Here is a 21,120-nt window from a genome sequence, read left to right as displayed (position 1 = left end):
TTTTACGATTTATCTTGAACCCGTTTATACGCACTTACACCCCTTACAAAACCAAGGATACCGAAAATAATTGCAGGAATGATAAGCATTTCTAAGGGCATAATTAAATATTTTTCTTTTTCTAAAGGTTTACTACTATGAGGCGTGGCCATGAAAGATTTTTTCGCTTTGCCAATACTCGCCAATGCGATTACCATACCCAACATTGCCCTCGGTATTTGAAACAAGGCCACATACAATCTTTTATCGGCGTAAAACCTCCTAGGTATAGCAATAACTAAGGTTAAACAAAGGCTGATGAATAAACTCATCCAAAACTCTTTTGTTGGCCCAAAGGGATTAAGAAACGACTGAACAGCTAATAAAAACAGCAAAGCAAGCAATAGCATTCTTGGTACTAGAAACGTCTGCAAAGTTTTGTTAAAAAATTCTACATTACCTTTAAATAACTGCACAAATCCTTCGAAAGCATATTTCTTTAAAAATTCTACTTGCGATGCAATCCATCTTGTTCTTTGCTTGGTAAAAACTTTGGCGTTTTCGATTTTTTCGTCATATACATAAACATCATCTAAGTAGGCTATGCTTACTTTATCCTTCGCAATCATGAAATCGAGCTGCTTGTCTTCACCTACGGTTTCGCCTATGTTGTTAAGCAAATTACGAAAATAGGCAAACTCAAAAGCCATGCCCGAGCCAATTAACGCTGGCGACAAACCCAACACCGCATGACTTTTACGGAACAAATGATTGTTCACTTCTTCATTACAGGCATCCAAGAAAGCAAACGAGCTATCCATATTTTTTGCCACTCGATGGGCTTGTACAACCCTTTTTCCTTCATCAAAAGAAGCATTAAGATAAGTTAAACAATCATCACTCATGATATTATCTACATCTAGCACTACCGCAATTTCAAAGCCTTCTCCATCCAGTTTATTCATGGCAAATTGCATCGCCTTCCCTTTGGTGCTTTTCTCAAAGTACACTTCAATTACCTTTGCCCCAAGTTCTTTTAACGTTACCAAAGTTCCTGGTTGTAAGCCATCGGCAATTACAACGATTTCGAAAGTGCCGTGGTATTGATGTTTTAATGCTGCTTTTACACTATCTATAATTACTACATTTTCTTGATAGGTTGGAAACAATACAGCTATCTTTCTGTAACGATTTGCTTCCTTTTTTGATTTACGCAATGGCAGTAAACCCACTAAACCGAAAAAAGCTAAGTAAGCAACATTGAGCATTAGGTAAACACCCAAAACCCAAAACAACATATCAATCATACTATAAATCACTTCCATCGGCTTCTAATTTTCTAGGTGTATCTAACCACGGCGCAATAAAAACAAATGACCAAGACATAAACATAATTACGGAAGAGGGTATCGCATTCATTACTTCGTTACCATAGCTACAAATAAAGCAACCCACCGTGCCCGAGGTAAGTGCAATCATTTTCGTCTTCAGTTTGGGATCTTTCAGTTGCCAAACAATACCGCTACACTTGCCAATAATGTAACAGTTAATGGCAAACCAAATGAGCAAGCCCACTATGCCGTACATTACCCATACTTTTACCCAATAACTATCAGGCTGGATGTTAGCGATCGGCTTATCGGCGTTGTAAGTAGTTCCGTTCATGCCGCTCATTCCTAAGCCTGCACCAAAGGGATGATCTTTCAACAAATAAGCTAACTTTTCTTGATTTACAATTCTTACGTTAAATGAGGCATCTTTAGGATCTAAGGCGCTACGTAAACGTCTGATCTGGAAAATTTCATCTCCTACTTTAGTGTATTTCAACATACCTAAACCTCCCAAGGCAAAGGCACCACCAATAATTAAAACCTTGAAATTTTTGCTTAAAAAAAGGGCATAGCCTAAGCCCGCAACTAAGGCGAATAATGCACCTCGTGTACCCGAAATACCCATTCCGTATAAGGTAATTAGTGCAATTACTCCAAAAACAATCCGCTTTGCGAAAGAGAATGGCCCCATAGCTAAAACCATTGCCATAACGGCCATAATTGCTTGCGAAGCACCAAATTGGCCAGCATCTGAATAGATAGAGAACACCCTTAATTTTCCGTCTAAGATGTGTGTAACCTTAGCTCCAGTATCTAGCCAAGCCTGCTCGCCACCAGACAACCCCACATATAATTGCTTTACGCCATACAACACCGCAATACACGAGAAAAAGAAGATAAAACCAATAAACCGATTTACATCTTCCATTCTATTAAAAAGCAAAAATACAATTGGTGCAATGAGCAACCAGCTTAATGCCGTAAAACGTAGTTCGTTGAACCAACCTGTAAAGCTGCCTCCGTAGGGGTTTAACACCTGCAAAACGCTAATACCAAACCAAATTAGCGATAGCATTACGTGCTCATTCTTTAGGGCTTTCCAGTTAAACTTGTTCATATTTACCAAAATACTGGCCCAAGTGAGCAGCAAAATGGCATCCATAGCTAAACCAACCGGAATATTTAAGAAAGTTTTAACTACAAAACCTAGCAAAAAGCAATAGGCAAAATACACGATAAACGCAACACGAGGATTGTTAAAAGCAGCAATTACAAATGCACCGCCACCCGCAGCAGCCAAAACCAACATTGGCCCCAAAAAACCATACTTAATTGTAGAGCCCGCTACCAAAACCGAAAGGCTTAAGGCTATTAAAAAAAACAGCAATGCTTTCTTATGATCGGCAATATTTAGCTGCAGATTCTTAAACATAAGCTATCTATTTGCGCTTAACGCCGTTGATTAGCCAGCCCATAAATTTATGATCGCTGTTTAATGCTCTAATTGCTTCTTTGTCCTTATCGCCTAAAGCATTGCCTGCCATAAAAGTAGCCAAATACTTCTCCGTAAACAAAATCCATTCTTTTACATCAGACACGCCGTTTACGGCATCTAAATACACAATAATTAAGTCAAATTCGTTCTTTAGGCTGTTGAAAATTTGGGTAATTCCTGCGTTATCCTTGTTTTCTAATAGAGAAACTCCTTCTAAATCTTTATTTAAAAAGGTAATGAGGTTATTTTTCTGTAGCGTTAAAGTGTCAAGTACGGTTTTCAGAGATTGGTTAGTGGGTATATTCCACTTTTTGATTTCTTCAGCAATTTCCGAATTTCCAATTAGCAAAATTTGCTTATCTAACCTCGCAAAACTGTACGCCAAGCTTACGGCAGAAAATATAGTGAACTTTTCTGGATGCAGCCTAGTTAGCCCCAATACTTTCTGGTTACCCACGGCCAATGATTTGCTGATTTCGAAACGCACTTCACGAAGTAAGTTCTTATAGGTAAGCATCTCAGGGTTATGCTCGGCATTTTTCCAAATCTCGTCAATATCTCTATGCCAGGGTTTAATATAATTAAGTTCTCCAATTACTTTCCCCTTGGTAGCTATAGCTAGCTGCTTCTTATTATTGATAGAATGATCTAACACGTGGATTATAAAAAGCACACAAAAACAAATGGCAAAACTAGCAATGGCACTCAAGGCCATAAAAATGAGCTTTTTAGACGGCTCGGCTGCAGTAGGCACTCCTTCTTGCTCTAAATGTAAACGCAAACCAATATTCTTATCAAGGTTGGTTTGGTTGTAACGATTTAATAAGTCCAAATATTCTTTGGTGGCCACATCAGCGTCGCGTTCAAATTTTTGCACACCAGCATCAAATGGCACCATGCCCGAAAACTTTGCATTCAGTTTTGCCAGCTCTCTGTCTATATCTTGTATGCTTCCTCTGGTTTTCTCTAGCTCTATACCTATCGATATTCGGTTTTGAACCAACGTTTGCTTGGCCACAATGGGGTCGGCAACGTACTGGTCGTTGGCACGTAACAATTGCGAAGTAAGTAGTTGTTGTAACGAGTCTACTTTTTTCTTGGCCGTAGGTTTAAAACCTCCATCTATGTAATCTTCGTTAGCCGCCTGTACTTTACTTCTAAGCGCTATTACCGCTTGGTTGTCTGCAGCAGTCTCGGCTCCTAAATATTTATCTAAAGCTGGGTTACTTAACTTATTATTTACGTTATTTAAGGCCGATTGTAAAGATTGCAGATCTATTAAAGCTTGAGACTTTTTATTTTCGTAATCTATAATTTGCTGGTAAACAATTTGAGATTGCTTATCTAAATTAAGTACTTTCATTTTTTATCTTATACTCCTTAAGCTGCTGGTTTTTATCGTTCATTACCGCCTCTTTCTTCTGCAAGATCGAATCTAACACCAAGATAGACTGGTTTTTGTTACTAATAAGATCGAAACTGTAGTTATTGATAAAGTCTTTGGAAAGGGTGTTTACCACAAATACAGACATGAAAGTATTGTCGGAGGTAAATTCTACCGTGATAAAATCACTATTATCCTCATGGCTAATGGCTATTCTCTTACTGATGGTAGCTGCATCATAACCCATAGATTTTACCAGATTATAGTACTTTTTACATCATCATAATTATCAAACGGAGTTAGCACTTGTTTCTTAGCAATGCGTTCTTCAAAACCCCTAATGGCAGCTTGTCGTTGCTCGGCAGTTAGGGCTATCAAATCATCACTTTGTCTTTGAAAAGATTTTGCAGGCTCTTTTAAATCATGTAATATCAACCTGTAAGAAAGAATGCTCATGTTTTTGGGCATGGTCATGATATCCATGATATTGGTAAACTGCTGATTGAGCTTAATCAAAATATCTGGCCCAGAGTAAGAAGGTATGTCTGGAGCTACCTGCCTAGAAGGATCTAGCAAACCTGTAGACAATTTTGCCTGCGATTTATACTGCTTAGGAAGATTTTTAACGAACAAAAAAGTAACAAAAAGCGTTATTGCAGGAATTACAATAATGAGCCATTTGTATTTAATGATAAGCCTTAAAAACTCCTTTATATTCATACCCTTTTATTTCACCTCTTCCAACGTTTTTCCAATAAGTGCCTCTAAAGAGCTTTTAGCCTTTAGCATATTCAGCTCGGCCAATAATTTTTCTGAGTTTGCAGTAGAAGTAAGCGCCTTAGCCTTAGTATATACATCTAAAGAAACTTCGGCTTTCTCATATTTGTACCTAAGCCCATCGCTAGCGGTTTTATTATCTATATAAGCCTGGTTTTTAACTTTTAGATCTATAAACCATTGCAAATATTCAAAATACTTTTGTTTTACATCAGTTTCTAGTAAAATATCATATTCTTTCGTTAAAAAAGACGCCGAATTGTATTCTTCTTTTGCCTGTTTAACTAACGAAGGTGTGCGAAAAAACAAGCCTAGATTTAGATAAACACCAAATTGGAAACCATTAATAGAGTACGGATTGCTAGCATCTACAATAGCAGCATTATCTGGCCTGTAGAAATAAGAAACATTAAGCGATTCTAAATATCCAGCCTTAGCTGCACCCATTTTAGCTTTAGCGCTTAGCTCGCTGGCCTTATACATTTTTCTTTTGGGATAATATTCTTTAGCCAAATCAATATATTTTTGCAGCAAAGGCGGATTAATTTGACTTGCAATATCATTTTGTGCATGCACCCGCACACCAACCACTAATAGAAGTAATAAGACAAAAAGGCCTTTTTTTTCATCTGGATATCATTCGTTTTCAATCGAGATGAAGCCATCAAATTTTCTTGCCAAAGCTGTGGTAATGATAGTTTCATAGATTTATGTTATTACACTTTCTCTTTTTGTAGAAGCACAGGTATGGTCATTAAAATAATTTTCAAATCTAACCAAACTGAGAATTTTTTATTGTAAAAGTTATCCAGTTTTTTACGCTCACGGTCAGACATATCACTTTTGCCTCTTTTAATAATTTGCCAAAGACCAGTAATGCCTGCTGGGCCTAAAAATCTCATAGACCATTCGTTGGTAGTAAGCTGCTCTGCTTCGTAAAGCGGCAAAGGTCTGTTTCCAACAATAGACATATCTCCTTTAATTACATTAAATAGTTGAGGAAGTTCATCGATACTTGAATTTCTTAAAAAAATTTCCCAACTTAGTAACTCTGGGGTCATCCTTCATCTTAAAGAAAGCAGAATCGCCATATTGGTTGGCTGTAGTGGCTTTCAATTTCTCTACCTCTTTATCGGCATTAACCCGCATCGATCTAAATTTATAAAAATCGAAGATCTTGTAACCAGTACCTACCCTTTTGCTGGTATAAAAAACCGGTCCCTTAGAATCTAATTTAATAAGTATAGCAATAACAAGCAGTACCGGACTTAAAAAAAAGAGTGCTGTTAAAGAGATAGCCAAATCTAGCAAACGCTTTAAAAAAGGCACTTTATATTGCTGTAATGGCGCTTCTGGCAAGTTTTTTAATTGCTCATTGAGTATTTTATAGGCTGATAAAAACTGAAGTCGCAGCTTTACATCGGCAAATGAAATAGTTGGAGAATAGCAATCTGCCACTCTAGCAGCAAAAGCTGTTTCGGTAACAGATGGGTCTTTCTCGGTAAGTAAAAAAACAACAACCAAGTTTCTACTCAACCAATTTTTCTTCAAGGTTTCTACCAAACCAAATGCCTCGCTTACAGCGCTTGGCTGCACCTCTAACAAAATGCTCACATCTAATTCGTAAACAGATAGTTTACTTACTATTTCATAGAGATTGGCAAAACTGCTGGCTTTTTTTAGACTTCCTCCCCCACTAAACTCGGCAATGATATCGGCATCGTACTGATTGGCATAATAAATAACATTAACCCTAGATTGTGGTATTCCAAATGAGGTATTTTCTTGCACGTTCATTCTTAGCTTAACAGTTTTTTGATCGTATCTTTTAACTTACTGGGGTTAAAAGGCTTGGGCACTAACAAATCAAAGTTATAAGGAAGTTTTTGCACCAAATCATCTAGTGAATATGCCGCCGACAACAGAATGATTGGAATATCACGATAGTAACCGCTGGTTTTTAGGCTTCTTACAAAATCAAGCCCATCTACATAAGGCATTTCTAAATCAGAAATAATCAAATCTGGCATGTGCCCCTCATCCATCCAACTGATGGCCTCTAGACCATTACTATGAATCACTAAGTTGTAATCTTTTTTTAAGATAAACTCTAAAAGCTTGAGCACTGTAATCTCGTCATCAACCAGCAAAATCAACTTCTTATCTCTACTTGTTCTAAAAATTGGAGACGGCATATTTTGGGTAAAACTTCATCAAAAAAACTAATAACAAACTAAGCTATTAATAAAAAATGAATTTTACTCCTTTTTGTGCTATAAATGATTTACATCAGTTCTATTTGCCTTTTAATACTTTCTTCTAAAGAGATTAAAGTCTCTGTACGTTGGATACCTTTTACAGCTTGAATTTCCTCATTTAACACGTGGCGCAAATGATCGGTATCTCTACAAGTAATTTTAGCAAACATACTATAGGCACCAGTAGTATAATGTAACTCTACCACTTCTTTAATTTTACTAAGTTGATCTACCGCATCTTTATATAAAGAACCTTTCTCTAAATAAATCCCTAAAAATGCTGTAATATCATATCCTGCTTTTCTTGGATCGATAATTAAATGCGAGCCTCTAATGATCCCCATGTCTGCCAGTTTTTTCATACGCACGTGCACCGTACCCCCAGAAACTATCAGTTCTTTTGCAATTTCTGTGTATGGCTTTGTAGCGTCGTGCATCAGTTGGGTAAGTATCTGGATGTCGAGGTTATCAATTTCTAAATTTTGAGTTTCTTTTTTCAACATAAATTACATTTTTGTTAACTATTTATAAATATAAATGAAAATATAATAAAAATAAAATTAATTAATTAAAAAATTTGCAATGTGTTTGATAAACACCCTATATTTGTTTCAAGCAAATGCCAGTAGGCAGCTTAAAGTTTTCGGTAAACAGTTTGCATTAGCTAATTACCTATTGGAAACTGAAAATTGAAAAGCTAAAAAATGTAGGGTGGTGAAATTGGCAGACACACCTCCTTGTCTCGGTGGTAGAGAATTTGGGAAATCCGGTAACGGTACAACCACTCTATGAAGGTTCGACTCCTTCCCCTACAGCAATTTGCAGTTAACAGTACAAAGTTCGCAGTCACCAGACTGAAAACTGAAAACTACCGACTGAAAATTAAACAATGTTGGGTGGTGAAATTGGCAGACACACCTCCTTGTCTCGGTGGTGGGGATCATGGGACAAACGCAGTTTATGGGTTGACCACAAATTAATTTTTGAACTGTAGCTAACTACCCCTTGAAGGTTCGACTCCTTCCCCAACAGCCATTTTTATAAATAATAAGTTAGTTAAGAAAGCGGTTCAGGATTGGATCGCTTTTTTTTATTTCTATTAATTTTTCAAAGATCAAACTTTGCGTTCTACTATTGCCGACAATGGGTTAAACATATCGTCATTGCGAGTTACAACCGCGAAGTAGCTACGAAGTAAACCAATCCTAAAGCAATTGTATTTCTTTATTAGAGATTGCTTCGCACCTCGCAATGACGTGAAGTCTAAATTAAACGCAGGTCAAATGTACGAAATAATCATTTATATATTTTTTTGATTAATTAACTATCAATATTTCAAAACATCCTCAACAGAAAAATGAATTTTATAAAAAAAGGCGGGTGTTATAACCCGCCTTTAAACGATGAACACCCCGGTCTTCGACCACCCCTCTGGAAGAGGGGAATTAGCATCCAACATTCCCCTCTTCCAGAGGGGTGCCCAACGGGCGGGGTGTTTATGATTGCTTAGATATAAAAAATCCTCCCGTTAGAATTAACTAAAAGGAGGATTTTGATTTATCTGTTGGCAAGGGCGCCAACATGCAAGAACTATTTAATCGTGTACTTATCGCTAAACTTCTTATCCAATTGCTTGTGTAAGTTATCTAGGTTGATATCTCTGCCCTGAATAAAAGCCTTTTCGATTTTATTGGTTTTCATATCCAAAGCATCACCATTAGAAATAAATAGTGTAGCATCCTTGCCTATTTCTAAACTTCCGGCAGTTTTATCAATACCTAAAATTTTAGCCGTATTTAAGGTAATAGTCTGTAACGCTTTTTCCTTATCTAAACCCCAAGTGGCTACTGTACCTGCCATAAAAGGCAAGTTGCGTTGTTGCCAAAAATCATTGATACTTACTGCCACAGTAACACCTGCATTATATAAAATTGCGGTATTTTTGTAAGGCATGTTTACATCATCATCTATATTACTTGGCAGCGAGTGTGGCTGGTTTACAATTACTGGTACATTGTTTTGCTTTAAGAAATCAGTAATTAGATAAGCCTCGCCGCCGCCAATTATTACCGGTGTGATATTGAACTTTTTAGCAAAATTAACTGCAGCAACGATATCTTTTTGCGTGTTAGCGCTGATGTAAAGCTTTTGTTCGCCTTTAAACAACTTAGCCATTGCTGCCATACGTGTATTGGTTTCGGCGGGCTTGGGGCCTTCGTTGTAGGCTTTTGCTTCAGCAAAGAAACTATTTAATTCGGCAATAGCAGCTTGTGTACGCTCGGCCATAGCTTCTGCAGAAAAACCCGGTCTACCACCAAATCCCCTAAAACGCGGAGCGGTAGGCCAATTCACGTGCATACCGTCATCTGTTTTTAACGCAGCATCTTCCCAGTTCCATGCATCTAATTGCACAACAGAAGAACTACCCGAAATAGCGCCGCCACTTGGTCTAATCTGCGCCATTAAAACGCCATTACTACGCAAAGTTGCCGGCACTTTAGAATCGGTATTGTAGGCCACTATAGAGCGAATATGTGGATTTAAGTTTCCAATTTCCTGAAAATCCAAGGTAGCCTTAATGGATTCATATTCTACCAATCCTAGGGTATTTACCGGAGCAATAAAACCTGGATAAACGTGCTTTCCATTAATATTGATCAAATCGGCATCGTTAGTAGCAAAACGTACAGTAGTGGCATCGCCTACACCGGTAATCTTGCCCTTTTCGAATACCACATATCCGTTTTCAATTACTTGGCCGTTACCAGTATGCACTGTACCGCCCAACAAAATAACTTTCTTAGCCTGTGCTTTGGCTGGAGAAATATTGGCCTGTCCAAATGCCGATGCACTTGCAGCCAGGGCTAAAAATAGGGTAAAAATTTTCTTATTCATGGTGGTGTCCTCCTTCTTCTGAATGAATTGCTTCGAAACCATTGGAGTAATCGCTCGCAGTTTCGCAATTATATAATGTAGAAGTATTACCCATTGGACGTTGAGTTCTTCCTCCCTTATTTTTACTATCTAACATTTTTTGAACTAATCTAGCTCTTTCAGCTTGCTGTTGCTTCAACTTTTGAGCATCTTTTTCAATATCCCAATACATTATGCCATCTACAAAAGTTTTTTCTGCTTTAGCGTAAATAGAAAGTGGGTTGGCTGACCAAACTACTACATCCGCATCTTTACCAGCTTTTAAGCTTCCCACTTTGTTATCGATGTGTAGCATTTTAGCTGGATTTAAGGTTACAAATTTGAACGCATCTTCTTCAGAAACGCCACCGTATAGCACCGCTTTACCAGCTTCCTGATTTAAACGACGAGCCATTTCTGCATCATCTGAGTTAAATGCGGTAGTGACACCTACGTTGTGCATAATTTTTCCGTTGTAAGGAATAGCCTCTGCCACTTCGAATTTATAAGCCCACCAATCTGAGAAAGTAGAAGCTGCAATACCATGCGCTTTCATTTTATCGGCCACTTTATAACCTTCTAAAATATGGGTAAAGGTGTTAATTTTAAAACCTAAACTATCAGCTACGTGGATTAACATATTAATTTCCGACTGTACATAAGAGTGGCAAGTAATGAAACGCTTGTTGTTCAGAATTTCTACCAAAGCATCTAATTCTAAATCTCTACGAACGTTGTTACCTTTTACTTTTAAAGCTGCCTCGTAGTCTTTTGCACGAGTAAAAGCATCAACAAATGTTTGCTCTACACCCATACGAGTTACAGGAAAACGCTGACCAGAACCAAAATTACTTTGTTTTACGTTCTCTCCTAAAGCGAATTTGATAAAACCATCAGCACCTGCAAATTTCAATTCTTCTGGCAATTTACCCCAACGTAATTTAATCAATTGAGATTGGCCACCAATTGGATTTGCTGAACCGTGTAGAATCTGCGAAGTAGTAACACCACCAGCCAACTGGCGATAAATGTTTACATCTTCAGAGTTGATGATATCGCCAATGCGAACTTCAGAAGAAACTGATTGCGCACCCTCGTTAATACCACCAGAACCAGCAATATGCGAGTGCTCATCGATAATACCAGTAGTTACATGTTTTCCTGTTGCATCAATTACTTTTGCAGAACCCGCAGCTAGGTTTTTACCTACGGCTTTGATTTTACCACCTTCTAAAAGCACGTCTGCATTTTGCAGAATACCTTCTTTTTCGTTAGTCCAAACTGTTGCGTTTTTAAGCAACACACTTTCTGCTGTAGGTTGTACTTCGTTACCAAACGATTGGAAAGGATAAATTAACGGGCCATTTGCTGCTAAAGCAGGTTTTGGTTCTTCTCTTTTTGGAGTTTCTTTTGCCGCTTCTTTAAAAGTTGCCGTCCATTTGCCTTCCGAGCCATCGCTTAAAGCAGATTCGCCTTTCATCGCAATTGGCGATTCAGAAGAAATATATCCAGTTAAACGAACATCGCCCTTAGGGTTTTTCTTTAAGTTGAAGCTTAAAGTAACCCAATCGCCATTGCGACCTAAAGTTGCGGTAGTTTTAACACTATCAGCGCCACTTCTTTCAATTGATGCCGCTGTTGGACCAGTAATTTTTAGTGTTAACGAACCAATGCCATCAACATTTAAATTATACACACCTTTTAAATCGCTTACATCCATTTTGTTAACGATGTAGCGTTTACCTTGCACCCAGTTTTCGTGGATGATATTGGTGCTTTTAAATAGATTATCTGAAGTAATCAAGAAATTAGCCAATTTACCTTTCTCTAAAGAACCCACTTTATCGCTAATGCCTAATAATTTCGCAGGAGTTTCTGTTACGGCCAATAAAGCTTGTTTTTCTGTCAAACCGCTTTCTATCGCGGTGCGGATATTTGCCCAGAACTCACGCGTATTATCTAAACCAAAGGCAGTTAAAGCAAAGTTAATTCCTGCTTTTTCTAAAACGCCTGGATTAGTTGCTGCCATTTCCCATGCTTTCATTTGCGCCAAAGTCACATTTCTAGCTTCTGCCGGGTCTTCTACATCGTAAGCTTTCGGATACGCAATAGGCACAATTAAACTAGCGCCGGTTGCTTTAACGGCATCAATGCGTTGATATTCATCGCCACCGGCTTTAATGATGTACTGCTTGCCAAATTCTTTACCAATTTTATCAGCTCGTAAGATATTTGCCCAACCGTCGGCCTCAAAAATTTGAGGTAGGTTTTGTTGCTTATTAAATTCATCCAACGAGATGTTGTACTCTTCTTTTTGGTTTTTGTACCAAGAGGCATCTAAATAGGTTTGGCGTAACAAAGCGATAGAACCCATTAATGAAGTTGGATAATCGTTGGTAGAGCTTCCTTTACTGAACGAATAGTTTGCCGCAGTTTGGTCTTTTAAGATCACTTTGTGCTCAAACTCATCGTTTAAAGTCACTGCTGCAGAGGTACCACGAGCAATACCATCACGATTAATCACATTTACACTGCCAAAGCCTGCTTTACGCAATTCATCGGCTTTTTTAGTGTCGATAGAAAAAATAGTTCTCACTTCTGTTTCTGGACGAATGGCTGCGTTCCAGTTGTAAGCTCCTTTTTTCTGCGAAGTGAAGATAGATTGGCGCTGACCGCCGAAACCACGTTGCGCAGCACTGGCATCAACAGGAGTGCCATAGCTTGTAAAGGCATCAATTAGTGAAGGGTAAATGTACTTTCCTTTCAAGTCGATTACCACATATCCTTTCGGGATTGAAGTACCCGTACCTACAGATTGGATAACCTGATTTTTGATGAGCAACACGCCGTTGCTAATAGTTTGGTTAGCATTTACCACAATAGTTGCATTGGTAAAGGCATATTGCCCACTCCGCACATCAAAAGACCCGTTTACCGGATAAGTTTGTTGCGCAAATGCAAATACAGTAGAAAACACCAACGCAAGCGCTAGTAAAATTTTCTTCATGTGAATTAGTTGTTTAGAATTATTGCTTAAAGCTATTGATAAAAAAAGTGCAATTATGAGATTAACTTATTTTTTACAAAAACCTTGGCGTTCTTTGCGAGACCTCAAAAACCTTTGCGGTTAATTTCAACGCAAAAACGGAAAATATTAAGTTTACTTCTCTCAAGGAACAATATCTAAATATATTTTCAGTATTATGAACTATATTTAATATTTTTATCATGCATGAAAAAGCTCTTAAATATTTTAAAATCAATTATTGGAATATCTTTATGGTTACTTTTGTTATTAGGTCCCATATCAATTGTTATCAATTTACAACCTTGGCTAGAAAATAAAATAGGCTTATTCCTTTCAATTTTGGTTTCCACTATTATTTTTATCCTTCCATATTCAATAATTCCAGCAATTAAATCTTCAGAATCTATCAAATCTGCTAGTTCAGACAAATAGAGATTAAATCCTAATAAATTTTTGCTTAGATTTTAGCATGTTACAACACTAGCTTCATGAAAAAACTACTATTCTACCTTGCAACCTGTATTGGTTTTACCTTAATGATTTTTGGAGCCTATGAAACCTATCTAGAGCTTTTGAAATTGGCAAAATATTCAAAGCTTAAAAGCATGGCTGCTCCAGTAACTACAGAGTATGGCTCAAGTATTAAAGTCTTTGAAAATAATATATGGAAGTCATTTTTACTCTGGGCTATAATATCTATCATCGGCTGGATTATAATTTTCTATAGTGATAAGTTCTTCTCTAGAAAAAGGTGGATTAACGATGAATATGCTCCAATGATCATAATTATATTGTTAGCTATACCAGCATATTATTTTTTCTCAGCTTTCAATAATTGATTATTTACTTCTTGGTTGATGGCATCAACAATCAAAGAACCATAAAATATAGCCGCAAAGAAAAATGATAGAAACGCAAAGAACGCAAAGCAATAAATTAAAACGATTATAAATTACCCCCTAAATTCAAGCTGGGTACAATCGCTCAATTAAATTCCTAAATTTGAAAATTAAATAAACAAAAACATGAATTTATACGATATCTTAAAAAGTGCGCACTCAGGATGGCGCTATTTGGTGTTAATTTTATTAATAATTGCCTTAATCCAAGCTTTAAGTGGTTGGTTTGGTAAAAAAGCTTATACCGAAGGCAACAGAAAGCTAAACGTATTTACTTTAATTAGTGCGCATATCCAATTCTTGCTAGGTATAGGATTGTATGTTTTAAGTCCGCTAACCAAAGGGCCAACTAGCGAAGCTTTATATCGTTACTGGAAAATGGAGCATATCGCAATTATGATCGCTGCGGTTGTTTTGATCACTATTGGTAATGCTAGGTCTAAAAAAGTGGCTGATGCCGCTGCAAAACATAAAGCTATTGCTATTTTCTTCGGTATTGCTTTAATTTTAATTATTGGCTCTATTGCCATGATGGTAAAGAACGACCCATCTAGAACCTTTTTTGGGGTTTCTTAATCATATTTGCCACAGATGCACAAATATTCGTTTATTGATTTCATAAAATTATCTGTGTATCTGTGGCTAAATCAATAAAATTTTACAAAATATTTTGATTATTTAACATTTTGTATAAATTTGCTTTACAATGATTAACAAAACAAACACTTGGCACTGGCGTAGTAATTCGAAAGAAAGTTTCGTCAATGACTTGTGCAAGATATAGTTTATCAATTTAAACCTAAACTTAAACCACATTTTAAACCCGACGGAACCACACGTCGGGTTTTTTGTTTTAGGTCGCTTCGTGATTGCGAGGAACGAAGTAATCTAAACGAATATTTAAAAGATTGCTTCGTCGTCCCTCCTCGCAATGACGACAACGTTAAGAAAATGACTATATACAATATCAATACCTACAGCAAAAAAAGACTGGCAGACACTACTACACCTGTTAGCATTTACCTGCGTTTACGCGATGTTTTTACCAACACTATATTATTAGAAAGTTCCGATTACCACAGCAGAGAAAATGCAACCAGTTATGTTTGTGCCGAGCCAGTTGCCGGAATTATTTTAAAAAATGGCGAACTAACCATTAATTATCCAGATGGGAAAACAGAAACAAAAACGGAATTTAACCTAGCTGAAGAAATTACTGGATTTAAGGAAAAGCTCAAACAAGTTTCTCCTCCAGATTCAAAGCATATTTCTAGCGGATTGTTTGGATACTTCACTTGGAACACGGTTCAGTATTTTGAAGACATTAAATTTTCGGCGGCTACGCCAGAAGAAGATCAAATTCCAGAAATGCAATACCATATTTACAGGTACATCATCGCTATCGATCACTTCAAAAATGAAATCACTTTGTTTAAAAATACTTTTAACGAAGATGAAAGCGATGATTTGAGCAAAATGGAATATATCATCCAGAACAAAAACTTCCCAGAATATGGTTTTAGTACCAATGGCGAAGAAAGCTCAAATTTGACGGATCAAGGTTTTATAGATGTGGTAGAAAAGCTGAAAAAGCACATTTACCGTGGCGATGTTTTCCAGATTGTGCCATCAAGAGCCTTTAAGCAAGGCTTTTTGGGCGATGAGTTTAACGTTTACCGTTGCTTGCGTTCCATCAATCCTTCGCCTTACTTGTTCTATTTTGATTACGGTAGTTTCAAACTTTTTGGTTCATCGCCCGAAGCACAAATTACCATTAAAAACGAAACTGCAAACATCTTTCCTATAGCTGGTACTTTTAAGCGCAGCGGAAACGATGAAGAAGATGCTAAAATTGCCAAAGCATTGGAAAATGACCCTAAAGAAAGTGCCGAACACGTAATGTTGGTGGATTTAGCCAGAAATGATTTAAGCCGCCATTGTAGGCAAGTAGAGGTGAAATCATTTAAAGAAGTGCAATATTATTCGCATTTAATACACTTGGTTTCTAAAGTGAGCGGACAACTGCAAGACCAAGGTAGCTCATTCAAAGTGGTTGCAGATACTTATCCCGCAGGAACTTTAAGCGGTGCACCGAAGTATAGAGCAATGCAACTGATTGACGAAAACGAGAACCTAGGCCGCAATTTTTACGCCGGCGCCATTGGCTATATGGGCTTTAATGATGATTTTAACCACGCCATCATGATTAGGACTTTTATGAGCAAAAACAACCATTTGCACTACAGAGCTGGCGCTGGTATAGTTGCAGATTCGGTTGCCGAAACAGAATTGAACGAAGTAAATAACAAAATTGAGGCTTTGCGCAAAGCGATAGAAATGGCGACTGAAATTTAGATTTTTGATTTACGAATTACGATTTTATAAATGAGCGATAATAAAAATGTAGTGTTAGTCATAGACAACTACGATAGTTTTACCTATAATTTGGTGCATTTAATTAACGAATTAAGCTACGAAACGGAAGTTTGGAGAAACGATAAATTTGAACTGGCAGATGTGGCCAAATACGATAAGATTTTGCTTTCTCCGGGGCCGGGCATACCTGAAGAAGCTGGGCTATTATTGGATGTAATTAAGACCTACGCACCAACCAAAAGTATCATGGGTGTTTGTTTGGGGCAACAAGCCATTGCCGAAGCTTTTGGCGGTAGTTTGCTGAATTTAGGTCGACCAATGCATGGTATTGCCACGCCGGTAACTAAAACTGTAGATGATGAATTACTTTTCAGAAATGTAGCAGCACCATTTGAAGTTGGCAGGTACCACAGTTGGGTGGTAGATCCGGCGAATTTGCCAGAAAGCTTAACGGTTACTTCGGTAGATGCAGACGGACAAATCATGTCGGTAAGGCACAAAGAATTAGATGTTTGTGGTGTACAGTTCCACCCAGAAAGTGTATTAACACCCGAGGGAAAACAGATGATGAAAAACTGGCTTGAAGGAAGTTAGAAGTCAAAATTAAAAAGTTAAAAATACGAAAAGCATAAACCGTAATCATACCGTCATTGCGAGGTACAAAGCAATGACGATCGAAAAAAACATGAGCCAAAATATTTTAGACAAAATCGTTCTACGTAAGAAAGAAGAAGTTGCGCTAGCAAAACAGCAAGTAAGTGTAAAGCAACTAGAAAACAATCCAACTTTTGGCAGAACACCCTATCGTTTTAAGGATTTTCTTTTAGCTGAGAATAGAACTGGAATTATTGCAGAGTTTAAAAAGCAATCGCCCTCTAAAGGTGTAATAAATGGCAATGCCGATGTAAAAGCAATTACGCAAGCCTACAATGCAGCTGGAGCTTCGGCGCTTTCGGTACTTACCGATACCGATTTCTTTGGCGGTAAAAAAGAAGATTTGCTACAAGCCCGCAGCGTAAATGACATTCCAATTTTGAGGAAAGACTTTATGATTGACGAATATCAAATCTTGGAAGCAAAAGCTTGGGGAGCGGATATTATTTTACTAATCGCCGCTATTTTAACACCGCAACAAATTGCTGACTATGGAAAACTAGCGCAAAGCTTAGGTTTAAATGTGCTATTGGAAGTACATGATTTAGCAGAGTTGGAGAGAAGCATTTGCCCGCACTTAGATGCTATTGGCGTAAACAACCGCAACTTGGGAGATTTTACGGTAAACATCCAAACTTCTTTTGATTTAGTAGACAAAATCCCGAATGAATTTTTAAAGATTTCGGAAAGTGCCATTAGCAACCCACAAACAATTAAAGACCTTAAGCAAGTAGGTTTCCAAGGTTTTTTAATTGGCGAAAACTTTATGAAAACTGACAACCCAGGCTTGGCCATGAAGGAGTTTGTGGCACAGCTGTAATTAGTTAGACTTACGAAGTTTTTTAAACTTCGTAAGTCTTTTTAGATGTCTTTTAACGTGTTAAAAATCAAACTTATTTTCTATCTATATTCCGTATTTGATTAATATTTGCCGGGGAGAAAACTAAGCTAAAAATAGATAAAACATATGGACCCAAACTTACACCTAGTAAGATTGTTCCGAACCCTTCATTAAAATGCAAAATTTTAAACGTAGCACCAACAATTCCTAGAATTGTAGCTAAAATCAAAATAAAATATTTTTTCTTCATGCTTTTAGATGTAAATGAATTAACACATTTTTGCTGCACAACTACAAGATGCCAATATAACAGCATGGACTCCCCAATGTATTAATCCTGCACAGCTCAACAAATCACTACAGAACTCATCTACCTCAGCTTTGTAACACGCAGAAATACTTTCACCAGGCTCTCTCTGACAAAACCCAGTTCCTCCGTGATTACCATAACAATCATCAAATTGAACTTGTCTATTGTCACTAGTTTTAACAACTTCTTCAACTTTCTTTATACCATTATCAAAATGTGCTTGAAAAACCTCGTTTTCTCTAGTTTGAATTTTAAAAAACCCTACTTCTTTCGATTCTAGTTTTCTTTCAACAACAAATTCGTTGTCTTCAACGTAATTACTACCTATTATCGAGAACTTTAAAACTAATGCTTTATCTTTTCCCTTAAATGGAATAGTAAAGACAGTTGCATTTTCTGCATTAAAAGTTGTCTTTCTAATATTGTTTAACAAAAGCTCACTTTGAAATTCCTTGTAATAAACGCTTTGCTTCTCTAACGCTTCAATTAAAGACAACCTTTCGTTTTCATTAATTTGTACATCGAAATTTTTCAATTGATACTTCTCGGCAATTTTAGCCTTTAAATTAGGGTTTAGACTTTCTTTCTCTATTTTTTCTTCCTCCCTAGATTTTTTACAAGAATAGATTACAATAGATGCTGACAGGACCAAAAAAAATACTAAGACTAGTTTAGAAATTGTTTTTGAATTGTTTTTGAATTGTTTTCATAATAAAATGCTTTTGTTTGTCGAATTTAAAAACAACATTTTCATCTTCAAAACTTTTTACCCTACATTTTTTATAGGGTATTTTTTTTGAGAGATAGTTAGAAAAAATATACAAAGCATATTGTTAAAAGAGCTAAAAAGCTAGCTTTCCAAGGTTTTTTAATTGGCGAAAACTTTATGAAAACCGAAGACCCCGGATTGGCAATGCAAGGTTTTGTTGGGGAGTTGTAAGACTTTCAATTTAGCAGAAAAAGCAGATTACAAATCTGCAGATAAGAAGTTCGACATTACAAATGTCGAACAGCGATATAATTAGTTAGACTTACGAAGTTTAAAAAACTTCGTAAGTCTTAGTAGAAAAATCTACCTCTCTCCTACTTGTTGCCTCCACATGGCGTAGTACAGGCCTTTTTCTTCTACCAAATCTTCGTGTTTGCCTTCTTCTATAATCTTGCCTTTCTCTAACACATAGATTTTATCTGCGTGGCGTATGGTTGACAAACGATGGGCAATTAAAATGGTAATTTGTTCACTCAATTTTGATACGTCTTTAATTGTAGCCGTAATTTCCTCCTCGGTAATCGAATCTAGCGATGAGGTAGCTTCATCAAACACCAAAATATCTGGATTACGCAACAATGCCCTAGCAATAGATAAACGCTGTTTTTCGCCGCCAGAAACTTTAACACCACCTTCTCCTATTACACTATCCAATCCTTTATCTGCTCTTGCCAACAAGGTATGGCACGCCGCCTGACGAAGCACTTTCAAACATTCTTCGTCGCTAGCATTTGGTTTAACAAACTGCAGATTTTCTCTAATGGTTCCCGAAAACAGTTGCGTATCTTGCGTTACAAATCCAATTTTTTCACGAAGCTGATCTAAATTAATATCCTTGCTCGAAATGTTGTTATAAAGCACATTACCTTCTACAGGTTGGTAAAGTCCCACCAACAACTTAACCAAAGTGGTTTTACCAGAACCAGACGGCCCTACAAAAGCAATAGTTTCGCCTTTACTTACACTAAAGTTGATATGATTTAAAGCATTGCTTTTGCCGGTAAGGTGTTTAAAACTAATATCGCTAAATGTAAGCTGTTCTACTTTAGCTAACGGTTTAGGATGAGCTGGCTTTTTGTCGATAGGTGTACTTAAAATAGATTTAAACCTGCCTAACGAAACCTCGGCTTCTCTCCAAGTTAAAATTACATTACCCAGTTCTTGCAGTGGGCCAAATAAGAAAAACGAATAAAACAAGAAAGAAAATGCTGTCCTGGCGAAATGGTATTTTCAAAAATCAGCATTAGTAAAACCACCACCATGGTGCTCCTTACCAAGTTTACGGTAGTGCCTTGCACAAAGCTCATGCTGCGTACATATTTTACTTTCCTAAGTTCTAAGCCTAAAATTTTATAGGTGGTTTTGTTGAGCCTTTCTATCTCTTGATTGGCCAGGCCCAAGCTTTTTACCAATTCTATATTTCTCAAAGACTCTGTGGTTGAGCCCGCCAAAGCTGTGGTTTCTGCCACAATAGATTTCTGTATGGTTTTGATTTTACGGCTCAAGAACCAGCTTACAAAAGCAATTACCGGAATAGAAGCAATATAGATTAGCGTAACCTTATAACTTACCGACAAAGAGTAAACAATCACGAAAACCATCCCAATTAAGCTCACAAACAAAATACTGATGAAGGAGGTGATAAATTTTTCGCAGTCTACCCTAACTTTTTGCAACACGCCTAAAGTTTCGCCACTGCGCTGGTCTTCAAAAACCTGATATGGTAGTTCTAAAGAATGTTTTAGCCCATCGGCATACATTTTTGCACCAACTTTCTGTACAATAATATTGGTAAAATAATCTTGAAAGTTCTTGGCAATACGAGACACCATTGCGGCACCAATAGCTAAACCTACCAAGCCTAGTACTCCCCAAATATATTCTGAACGGTTAAGTATGTCTTTCTTTTCTATAAAGCGATCTACAATTTGACCAGTAAAATAGGGATCCATTAAAGAGAAGCCAATATTTATAGCCGCCAAAAAAAGTGCAAGCACTACTACCCACTTATGAGCTTTTAGATACTCAATTAATAACTTCATTTTTGTTTTGTGATTTTGGAATGCAAAAATAGAAAAAGGGAATGTAGTAAAACCACATTCCCTT

Annotated in this window: 22 protein-coding genes and 2 tRNA genes; 7 read left to right on the top strand and 17 right to left on the bottom strand. The window is 37.1% G+C overall.

Going from position 1 to position 21,120, the window contains the following annotated elements:
- Window positions 1-2 precede the first annotated feature (2 nt).
- The 10 genes from OVA16_RS06840 to OVA16_RS06795 all read right to left on the bottom strand — a co-directional run bounded on the left by OVA16_RS06840 (window position 3) and on the right by OVA16_RS06795 (window position 7,727).
- Complete coding sequence (locus tag OVA16_RS06840; protein WP_267764411.1) at window positions 3-1,304, bottom strand: glycosyltransferase; 1,302 nt, start codon at window positions 1,302-1,304, stop codon at window positions 3-5.
- Complete coding sequence (locus tag OVA16_RS06835; protein WP_267764409.1) at window positions 1,288-2,742, bottom strand: O-antigen ligase family protein; 1,455 nt, start codon at window positions 2,740-2,742, stop codon at window positions 1,288-1,290. The genes OVA16_RS06840 and OVA16_RS06835 overlap by 17 nt, the downstream gene beginning before the upstream one ends.
- Window positions 2,743-2,749: 7 nt before the next feature.
- The gene (locus OVA16_RS06830) at window positions 2,750-4,168 is read right to left on the bottom strand and encodes a hypothetical protein (protein WP_267764408.1); all 1,419 of its coding nucleotides are present in this window, start codon (window positions 4,166-4,168) and stop codon (window positions 2,750-2,752) included.
- Entirely contained in the window at window positions 4,155-4,436 is a 282-nt protein-coding gene (locus OVA16_RS06825; RefSeq protein WP_267764407.1) for a hypothetical protein, read from the bottom strand. Before OVA16_RS06825 ends, OVA16_RS06830 begins: the two co-directional genes overlap by 14 nt.
- Before the next feature lie 5 nt (window positions 4,437-4,441).
- Window positions 4,442-4,909, bottom strand: a complete 468-nt coding sequence (locus OVA16_RS06820; protein WP_267764406.1) for a hypothetical protein — start codon at window positions 4,907-4,909, stop codon at window positions 4,442-4,444.
- Between the two features lie 6 nt (window positions 4,910-4,915).
- Window positions 4,916-5,542, bottom strand: a complete 627-nt coding sequence (locus OVA16_RS06815; protein ID WP_267765354.1) for a TolC family protein — start codon at window positions 5,540-5,542, stop codon at window positions 4,916-4,918.
- Between the two features lie 140 nt (window positions 5,543-5,682).
- Complete coding sequence (locus OVA16_RS06810) at window positions 5,683-6,027, bottom strand: sugar transferase (protein WP_267764405.1); 345 nt, start codon at window positions 6,025-6,027, stop codon at window positions 5,683-5,685.
- Window positions 5,972-6,763 (bottom strand): sugar transferase, encoded by a 792-nt coding sequence (locus OVA16_RS06805; protein WP_267764404.1) that lies wholly within the window; start codon window positions 6,761-6,763, stop codon window positions 5,972-5,974. Before OVA16_RS06805 ends, OVA16_RS06810 begins: the two co-directional genes overlap by 56 nt.
- Window positions 6,764-6,765: 2 nt before the next feature.
- On the bottom strand, window positions 6,766-7,161 hold the full coding sequence (locus OVA16_RS06800) for a response regulator (RefSeq protein ID WP_267764402.1): 396 nt from the start codon (window positions 7,159-7,161) through the stop codon (window positions 6,766-6,768).
- Between the two features lie 89 nt (window positions 7,162-7,250).
- The gene (locus OVA16_RS06795; RefSeq protein ID WP_138722316.1) at window positions 7,251-7,727 is read right to left on the bottom strand and encodes an Lrp/AsnC ligand binding domain-containing protein; all 477 of its coding nucleotides are present in this window, start codon (window positions 7,725-7,727) and stop codon (window positions 7,251-7,253) included.
- Window positions 7,728-7,929: 202 nt separating this feature from the next.
- On the opposite strand from OVA16_RS06795, the gene OVA16_RS06790 reads away from it, so the two are divergent.
- Together OVA16_RS06790 and OVA16_RS06785 are read left to right on the top strand one after the other, a co-directional pair.
- A tRNA-Asp gene (locus tag OVA16_RS06790) sits at window positions 7,930-8,039 on the top strand.
- Window positions 8,040-8,114: 75 nt separating this feature from the next.
- Window positions 8,115-8,259: transfer RNA gene (locus tag OVA16_RS06785), tRNA-Asp, on the top strand.
- 555 nt (window positions 8,260-8,814) lie between these two features.
- Here the strand turns inward: OVA16_RS06785 and OVA16_RS06780 are convergent.
- The 3 genes from OVA16_RS06780 to OVA16_RS06770 all read right to left on the bottom strand — a co-directional run bounded on the left by OVA16_RS06780 (window position 8,815) and on the right by OVA16_RS06770 (window position 13,593).
- A complete protein-coding gene (locus OVA16_RS06780; RefSeq protein WP_267764400.1) occupies window positions 8,815-10,119 on the bottom strand; it encodes an amidohydrolase family protein in 1,305 nt (434 codons plus the stop codon).
- Complete coding sequence (locus OVA16_RS06775; protein ID WP_267764399.1) at window positions 10,112-13,144, bottom strand: amidohydrolase family protein; 3,033 nt, start codon at window positions 13,142-13,144, stop codon at window positions 10,112-10,114. Before OVA16_RS06775 ends, OVA16_RS06780 begins: the two co-directional genes overlap by 8 nt.
- A gap of 194 nt (window positions 13,145-13,338) precedes the next feature.
- Entirely contained in the window at window positions 13,339-13,593 is a 255-nt protein-coding gene (locus OVA16_RS06770; RefSeq protein ID WP_267764397.1) for a hypothetical protein, read from the bottom strand.
- A gap of 60 nt (window positions 13,594-13,653) precedes the next feature.
- On the opposite strand from OVA16_RS06770, the gene OVA16_RS06765 reads away from it, so the two are divergent.
- From OVA16_RS06765 to trpC, 5 genes are all read left to right on the top strand, one after another.
- The gene (locus tag OVA16_RS06765; protein ID WP_267764395.1) at window positions 13,654-14,004 is read left to right on the top strand and encodes a hypothetical protein; all 351 of its coding nucleotides are present in this window, start codon (window positions 13,654-13,656) and stop codon (window positions 14,002-14,004) included.
- A gap of 186 nt (window positions 14,005-14,190) precedes the next feature.
- Window positions 14,191-14,640 carry a cytochrome B gene (locus tag OVA16_RS06760; RefSeq protein ID WP_267764393.1) on the top strand — a complete coding sequence of 150 codons (450 nt, stop codon included), beginning with the start codon at window positions 14,191-14,193 and terminating at the stop codon, window positions 14,638-14,640.
- Window positions 14,641-15,015: 375 nt separating this feature from the next.
- On the top strand, window positions 15,016-16,419 hold the full coding sequence (locus tag OVA16_RS06755) for an anthranilate synthase component I family protein (protein WP_267764392.1): 1,404 nt from the start codon (window positions 15,016-15,018) through the stop codon (window positions 16,417-16,419).
- A 30-nt stretch (window positions 16,420-16,449) separates the two neighbouring features.
- Window positions 16,450-17,034: an anthranilate synthase component II gene (locus OVA16_RS06750; protein WP_267764390.1), complete on the top strand. Its 585-nt coding sequence runs from the start codon at window positions 16,450-16,452 to the stop codon at window positions 17,032-17,034.
- 73 nt (window positions 17,035-17,107) lie between these two features.
- On the top strand, window positions 17,108-17,914 hold the full coding sequence (gene trpC / locus OVA16_RS06745) for an indole-3-glycerol phosphate synthase TrpC (RefSeq protein WP_267764389.1): 807 nt from the start codon (window positions 17,108-17,110) through the stop codon (window positions 17,912-17,914).
- A 73-nt stretch (window positions 17,915-17,987) separates the two neighbouring features.
- Here trpC and OVA16_RS06740 read toward each other — a convergent pair whose 3' ends face one another.
- From OVA16_RS06740 to OVA16_RS20020, 4 genes are all read right to left on the bottom strand, one after another.
- Window positions 17,988-18,185, bottom strand: a complete 198-nt coding sequence (locus OVA16_RS06740; RefSeq protein ID WP_267764388.1) for a hypothetical protein — start codon at window positions 18,183-18,185, stop codon at window positions 17,988-17,990.
- Between the two features lie 19 nt (window positions 18,186-18,204).
- Window positions 18,205-18,897 carry a hypothetical protein gene (locus OVA16_RS06735; protein WP_267764387.1) on the bottom strand — a complete coding sequence of 231 codons (693 nt, stop codon included), beginning with the start codon at window positions 18,895-18,897 and terminating at the stop codon, window positions 18,205-18,207.
- Window positions 18,898-19,317: 420 nt separating this feature from the next.
- Window positions 19,318-20,211 (bottom strand): ABC transporter ATP-binding protein, encoded by an 894-nt coding sequence (locus tag OVA16_RS20025; protein ID WP_324288559.1) that lies wholly within the window; start codon window positions 20,209-20,211, stop codon window positions 19,318-19,320.
- A complete protein-coding gene (locus OVA16_RS20020; RefSeq protein ID WP_324288558.1) occupies window positions 20,160-21,056 on the bottom strand; it encodes an ABC transporter ATP-binding protein in 897 nt (298 codons plus the stop codon). The genes OVA16_RS20025 and OVA16_RS20020 overlap by 52 nt, the downstream gene beginning before the upstream one ends.
- Between the last annotated feature and the right edge of the window lie 64 nt (window positions 21,057-21,120).

Source organism: Pedobacter sp. SL55 (assembly GCF_026625705.1).
Classification (GTDB): Bacteria; Bacteroidota; Bacteroidia; order Sphingobacteriales; family Sphingobacteriaceae; genus Pedobacter.
The sequence above is the reverse complement of the archived record's forward strand: the minus strand, read 5'-3'. Positions and strand labels throughout refer to the sequence as shown.

Coding starts and splice junctions, on each gene's coding strand:
- OVA16_RS06840 (WP_267764411.1), bottom strand. CDS start 1,304: ATGGAAGTGATTTATAGTATGATTGATATGTTGTTTTGGGTTTTGGGT.
- OVA16_RS06835 (WP_267764409.1), bottom strand. CDS start 2,742: ATGTTTAAGAATCTGCAGCTAAATATTGCCGATCATAAGAAAGCATTG.
- OVA16_RS06830 (WP_267764408.1), bottom strand. CDS start 4,168: ATGAAAGTACTTAATTTAGATAAGCAATCTCAAATTGTTTACCAGCAA.
- OVA16_RS06825 (WP_267764407.1), bottom strand. CDS start 4,436: ATGGGTTATGATGCAGCTACCATCAGTAAGAGAATAGCCATTAGCCAT.
- OVA16_RS06820 (WP_267764406.1), bottom strand. CDS start 4,909: ATGAATATAAAGGAGTTTTTAAGGCTTATCATTAAATACAAATGGCTC.
- OVA16_RS06810 (WP_267764405.1), bottom strand. CDS start 6,027: ATGACCCCAGAGTTACTAAGTTGGGAAATTTTTTTAAGAAATTCAAGT.
- OVA16_RS06805 (WP_267764404.1), bottom strand. CDS start 6,763: ATGAACGTGCAAGAAAATACCTCATTTGGAATACCACAATCTAGGGTT.
- OVA16_RS06800 (WP_267764402.1), bottom strand. CDS start 7,161: ATGCCGTCTCCAATTTTTAGAACAAGTAGAGATAAGAAGTTGATTTTG.
- OVA16_RS06795 (WP_138722316.1), bottom strand. CDS start 7,727: ATGTTGAAAAAAGAAACTCAAAATTTAGAAATTGATAACCTCGACATC.
- OVA16_RS06780 (WP_267764400.1), bottom strand. CDS start 10,119: ATGAATAAGAAAATTTTTACCCTATTTTTAGCCCTGGCTGCAAGTGCA.
- OVA16_RS06775 (WP_267764399.1), bottom strand. CDS start 13,144: ATGAAGAAAATTTTACTAGCGCTTGCGTTGGTGTTTTCTACTGTATTT.
- OVA16_RS06765 (WP_267764395.1), top strand. CDS start 13,654: ATGAAAAAACTACTATTCTACCTTGCAACCTGTATTGGTTTTACCTTA.
- OVA16_RS06760 (WP_267764393.1), top strand. CDS start 14,191: ATGAATTTATACGATATCTTAAAAAGTGCGCACTCAGGATGGCGCTAT.
- OVA16_RS06755 (WP_267764392.1), top strand. CDS start 15,016: ATGACTATATACAATATCAATACCTACAGCAAAAAAAGACTGGCAGAC.
- OVA16_RS06750 (WP_267764390.1), top strand. CDS start 16,450: ATGAGCGATAATAAAAATGTAGTGTTAGTCATAGACAACTACGATAGT.
- trpC (WP_267764389.1), top strand. CDS start 17,108: ATGACGATCGAAAAAAACATGAGCCAAAATATTTTAGACAAAATCGTT.
- OVA16_RS06740 (WP_267764388.1), bottom strand. CDS start 18,185: ATGAAGAAAAAATATTTTATTTTGATTTTAGCTACAATTCTAGGAATT.
- OVA16_RS20020 (WP_324288558.1), bottom strand. CDS start 21,056: ATGAAGTTATTAATTGAGTATCTAAAAGCTCATAAGTGGGTAGTAGTG.